Annotated in this window: 6 protein-coding genes and 1 other annotated feature; of the genes, 2 read left to right on the top strand and 4 right to left on the bottom strand. The window is 49.7% G+C overall.

The features are described from left to right. A partial coding sequence (locus ACCI49_RS23365) for an integrase core domain-containing protein (RefSeq protein WP_371840492.1) occupies positions 1–243 on the top strand: 243 nt, incomplete at its 5' end. Positions 244–283: 40 nt separating this feature from the next. Here the strand turns inward: ACCI49_RS23365 and ACCI49_RS23360 are convergent. The 4 genes from ACCI49_RS23360 to ACCI49_RS23345 all read right to left on the bottom strand — a co-directional run bounded on the left by ACCI49_RS23360 (position 284) and on the right by ACCI49_RS23345 (position 3780). Then, positions 284–862, bottom strand: coding sequence for an FAD-dependent oxidoreductase (locus ACCI49_RS23360; protein ID WP_371841653.1), 579 nt, complete (start codon positions 860–862; stop codon positions 284–286). 62 nt (positions 863–924) lie between these two features. Beyond that, positions 925–2141, bottom strand: a protein-coding gene (locus tag ACCI49_RS23355; RefSeq protein WP_371841652.1) for an IS3 family transposase whose coding sequence is annotated in 2 segments (ribosomal slippage) — positions 925–1853 and positions 1853–2141 — 1218 coding nt in all. Because the reading frame shifts where the segments join, the coding sequence is not laid out codon by codon here. Then, positions 1747–1863: a sequence feature (AL1L pseudoknot), on the bottom strand. Its footprint overlaps the gene before it by 117 nt. A 21-nt stretch (positions 2142–2162) precedes the next feature. Beyond that, the gene (locus tag ACCI49_RS23350) at positions 2163–2540 is read right to left on the bottom strand and encodes an FAD-dependent oxidoreductase (RefSeq protein ID WP_371841651.1); all 378 of its coding nucleotides are present in this window, start codon (positions 2538–2540) and stop codon (positions 2163–2165) included. 184 nt (positions 2541–2724) lie between these two features. Beyond that, positions 2725–3780, bottom strand: coding sequence for a DNA-binding protein (locus ACCI49_RS23345; protein WP_371841650.1), 1056 nt, complete (start codon positions 3778–3780; stop codon positions 2725–2727). A gap of 193 nt (positions 3781–3973) precedes the next feature. Here ACCI49_RS23345 and ACCI49_RS23340 point away from each other — a divergent pair, with 193 nt between their 5' ends. Next, a complete protein-coding gene (locus ACCI49_RS23340; RefSeq protein WP_371841649.1) occupies positions 3974–4981 on the top strand; it encodes a site-specific integrase in 1008 nt (335 codons plus the stop codon). The last annotated feature ends 385 nt before the right edge of the window (positions 4982–5366 follow it).

Here is a 5366-nt window from a genome sequence, read left to right as displayed (position 1 = left end):
AGGCATCCACAAACCAACGGCATCTGTGAGCGCTTCCATAAAACCATTCTACAAGAGTTCTACCAGCCTTCATTACGCCGGAAGATCTATGGATCAATAGAAGAGTTACAAAAGGATCTGGACGAATGGCTCACATATTACAATAATGACCGTACCCATCAGGGTAAAAAGTGTTGTGGCCGCACTCCGATGGCAACACTTGAAGATGGAAAAAGCATCTGGAAGGAAAAACTCGTAAACTGAATTTGACCTGACAAAGCACCATCTGAAAAACCGGTAACTGTCAGATCAAGTCTGAACTACTACAAATAAGGGCACCAGCCTTGCGGCGTAAGTCAGAATATTGATCTACACGCCCACCCACAATAGACGATGCAGCCGCTATAGCATCCGCCATTCCCAGATTCATCCCCTTGCCGCCCACCGGTGAATGACAATGGGCAGCATCCCCTGCTAATAAAATACGGTTTTTGCGGTAGGTTTCAGCCTGCCTTATTAAGATTTGAAAAGTAGCTGTTCGCCGAACCTTCTCAACATTTAACGGCAATCTCATTGTTGCCAGGGCATCTTCCGTGGAAGATGCAATACGTGCCCGGTGCTTCTCGATTGGCAGGATAAGGGTGAACTGATTGTCTCGTCCATAAAGGTCCAGGGTAATTTCCTCAGGATCAAAATCCCCAATCAAATCCACATCCGCTATAGACCATTTGCCAGGAAGATCCGCTCCTGGGTAATCAATGTGAAGTTGCTTTCGAGTTGTGGAACCTACCCCATCAGCAGCAATGATCCAATCGAATTCACTATTAGATCCATCTGAAAAGTGGGCTTCTGCCTTATCGGTAGTCGAGGCTACTTTCGTCACAGAAAGACCGTATTCAACCTTACTGAATCACCCCGGGTTTTTCAGAGGCAATTTTATTTGAGTCATGCCGCTTGGGCAGACTCGATTTGCTGATAATACAGGTTTTCGTATTCGGCTGGAGGCATATCGCCAATTGACCCTAGAATGCGTCTATGGTTAAACCAGTCGACCCAGGTCAAGGTTGCGTGCTCAACCTCATTCAACCCTTTCCAGGGTCCTGCTCTGTGAATGATTTCCGCCTTGAATAAACCGTTAATGGTTTCTGCCAGTGCGTTGTCGTAGGAATCCCCGACGCTGCCGACTGACGCCTGGAAGCCCGCTTCAATAAGCCGCTCGGTATATCGGATCGACAGGTACTGACTACCTCGATCACTGTGATGGATAACGCCGCGGGGCTTACCTCGTGCCCACAGTGCCTGCTCCAGAGCATCAAGCACAATCTCGGATTGAAGGCTCTTTAACACGCGCCAGCCAACAATGTAGCGGGAGAATACGTCGACAACGAATGCGACATAAACAAAGCCAGACCAGGTTGCAACATAGGTTATGTCGGCCACCCAAAGCTGGTTGGGGCGCTCCGCCGTAAACTCGCGATTCACCAGATCCAGCGGCTTGTCAGACAGCTCATCCGGGATAGTCGTAACACAGCGTTTGCCTCTTCGGACGCCTTCTAGCTGCAGCACCCTCATCAACCGTTCAACTGCGCATCGGGCGACTTTTACATCCTCACGGTTAAGCTGCTTCCAGATCTTGCGAGCACCATAGACGCGATGGTTTTCTTCGTAGACCCGCTGGATCTCAGGCTTCAGCTCATCATCACGTTGAGCACGCACACAGCGTTGCTCTGGATTGTCCTGCAGATGCTTGCAGCGGTAGTAGGTCGACGGTGCAATCGGCAGAACCTCACAGATTGACTCGACACCGTGCGCCTCACGCTCCTGGTCAATGAATGCCACCATTACTTCGGTTTGCGGTCGAGCTCCGCCTGGGCGAAAAAAGCGGCTGCCTTGCGCAAAATTTCGTTAGCACGCTTCAGTTCGCGGACTTCGCGTTCCAGCTCTTTAAGGCGGGCCGCATCACCACTGGTGGTGCCGGACTTAGTGCCGTTGTCGACTTCCATCTTGTTGACCCATGCTCGTAGAGTCTCAGGTGTACAGCCGATCTTGGAAGCGATAGATGTAATCGCTGCCCAGCGTGATTGATGCTCATGCTCGCCGGTCAACACCATGCGAACTGCGCGTTCCCGTACTTCGGGGGAGTATCCAGGTCGTTTGCTCATAGGCTAATTCTCTCAAGAAACTTAGCCTCCGAGAAACCCGGGGTGATTCATACCCCCCTTTTCCAAAAGCGCATCGCGTAAAATAGCTTCTGTGCGATTCTGCGGAAGCCCAAGGGGCACTCTACTTTTAAAATCGTTTCCGCTATTATCCAAATAAGCCAAAGTCCTCTCATTGCGCAGAATATGTATTTTTTTCAGCGGCATGGCTTCAGCAAGGAAGGCTTCTGCTACACCTAAACTGCTTAGAGCATCAATTGTTGCAGGCATAATGCCCACAGCACGCGAAAGCTCAGACGGCGCAGTCCTTTGCTCGATAATTCGACAGCGAACCCCCATGGAAGCTAAAGTAGCTGCAGCGGTTAACCCAGTTGGACCCGCACCGATGTTTAATATATCCATATCTGAGCGCTACAATGAATTGAGTTTTGCCGCAATTTCCACTATCCACCCCAAAGAAGGTATCGCCTGCTGGATTCCCAAGACAGTGATGATCATAAGCTTAGGCGATATTCCCTTGGGCAGGACTCCTTGCCAGTTAAAAGAAACAGTCGTAACTCAGTAGGGTGCGTGGCGGTACAGTTCGTCAAACCTTAAGAGAGCTCTCCAACTGCCTAAATTGCCCCTGAATCATCGCTTTCTCCTGCAACACAATACGATTTTCATCCGCCAGTTGTTCCGCTTGATCTCTAACAGAAGCCAGTTCCGATTCCAGCTTCCCTACTGACTGATGCTGTAGCTGAGTTTCTTTAGTTAGAGCTGAGTTATCACTTTGCAGGCGGGTCACCTGATTCCGCAGCTCAGATACCTCTGCGGCCCTTGCACTCTCCAATTTATCCTGATCTTCAGCCTTCCGCTTAAGTTCCTCCATTGCTACTTGGGCAGCTCCAATCTGTTCACGTAGATCCTGTTTCTTACGATTCACTTCTGCCAGCAACGCCTGGCCTTGGTTATATAGCAGGCCTTGCTCACTTAACTTGCGCTCAGCCAGAGCCAACTGCTCGGTGAGTGTGGTCACCTGGCCTTTTAACTGCTCACTGGCAGAGCGAAACTGATCACGCTCATGCTGACGATCACTGGCAGTTCGCTGTTGAAAGTGTTCAAAGTGCTCGCGAATATCGCGATTCTCGTGCTTCATTTCCTGTATAGCTTCTTTCTGTTCCTGGATGCGGACATTGGCCTCTCCCTGCTGGTATTCACTCTTCTCCAGGGCCTTCTGAGTTTCTTCCAGGGCCTGTTTAAGCCGCCGCTTTTCGGTCTCTGCAATGGTCAACTTCTGTTCAAGTTCACGGATATTGGCTGCCTGCTTTGATGTAGCTTCCTTAGCCTCAGCGAGCTGATCAGAAATCGACTCTTCCTGTGCCTGAAATTTCTGCTGCACCTCTTCAACCCGCTGGTCCGCTTGCCCCTGGATGCGCTGGTGCAGCCCTTTCAGTGCTTCCACTAGGTCCCTGGGGAGGCCACTGATATCCATATCGTTTGCGATCTCACTACGCCAGCGCTTTAGCAGAGGCGCGATAGTACTTTTACTACCTGTTCCCAGTTGGGATCGCACCCGATCCACAGTGGGCTCCTCTCCACGGTCTTTAATCGCCTTGGCAGCCTCAACAATATCGAAATAAGTGACTCCTGCACGTGCCATTAGCTTTCCCTCAGATTATTTCGTTTTAAATTACATAATACGTAATATTACATAATATATAAAAATAGACCAACTCTTGAATTACCGTCGCTAACCTTTGATAATGATTCTTATCGAAGGTTATAAATAGCTAGAAACCTATATTTAACGTACCCCTAGTACAAACAACGGTTCTTAAGGTGTCTTGAAAGACATGGAAATACATCCCTCCCCTTTCAGAAAAACCCAGGCAAAAGCTAAATCTCCCAGTGCAACTGGGCTATCTGGTACACCACTGTCGGAAGAGGACATCCAGAAATATTTACGTGCTGCCACATCAGATAGCACTCGTAAGGCTTACCGCTCAGCCATTCGTCAGTTCGAGAAGTGGGGTGGCAGGTTACCTACTGACAGTCACTCGCTGGTGACCTACCTTTTAAGTCGCGCCGAGCAATTGAATTCGCGCTCGCTAGATTTGCACCTCACCGCCATTGGGCAATGGCACCTCTACCAGGGAATCCTTAATCCGGTTGCAGATCCATTGGTTCAAAAAACTATGCGCGGCATCCGGCGCACTCATGGCAAACCCAAACAGAAAGCTAAAGCCCTGAGCCTTCAGCATATTGCCGCAATGACGCGTTACTTGCGCTCCCAGCCTGACTCCAAAAAGAAATCACGGGATCTTGCTCTGGTAATGGTTGGATTCTTTGGGGCCTTTCGGCGTAGCGAGTTGGTCGCAATCCAGGTAGAGGACTTAATCTGGGAAGAGGAAGGTCTAATTGTGCTTCTGCCAAAGTCAAAGACCGACCAGGACGGAAAGGGTATGATGCGCGCCTTACCTTTTGGTAATCCTGAAGCCTGCCCGGCGAGCGCGCTGAAAACCTGGCTGGAAATAAGTGGCATATTGAAGGGGCCTGTGTTCCGCGCGGTAAACCGCTGGGACACGGTGCAGGCAAGGCAGTTAAATCCCACCGCGATCAATGACCTCCTAAAAAAGCTTGGCTCGGCCTGTAACTTTGAGTTTGTCGACGAAATCAGCAGTCACAGCTTTCGCCGCGGCCTCTCCACATCTGCTGCGCGAGAAAAAGTTGGGTTTGAGCAGATTAAAAAGCAAGGCGGTTGGAAAAGTGATGCAACGGTATGGGAGTACATTGAGGAGGGACAGCAGTTTACCGACAACGCATCCGCTCCCCTGATAAAAAAGATGGCGGACTTACTATAGCTGTAATACCACAGCCCCAGAGGCGGCGCTTATTCCAATATTGCAACAATACTGCCGACCAACCTAATTACTAAAGTAACGGAAGGGAATACACTTCACCCGCGGCCCGTATGAGTCATAAGTGCCAATTACGAGCATACCGGGATGCATTCACAGCGTATCATGAGAGAAGTGTATTCTTTACTTCCAGCCTATACATTTGCGAATGATTTGCTACCGCTTACCATGTGTCTTGTTAAAGATTGCCTCCCACTCTTGGTCAAACCCAGCAGGGATCGTTGAGGAACTTTTTTGGAAAAACAGAACACCTACATTGGCTTCATGTAGTGGTCTAATCCTTCCGGACACTTCGCTAAGATGGTAAAACTACCAAGCGAGGTGAAGT

Source organism: Microbulbifer epialgicus, from assembly GCF_041447265.1.
GTDB lineage: Bacteria > Pseudomonadota > Gammaproteobacteria > Pseudomonadales > Cellvibrionaceae > Microbulbifer > Microbulbifer epialgicus.
Note: the sequence above shows the minus strand (reverse complement) of the source record. Positions and strands in the feature narration are given on the sequence as shown.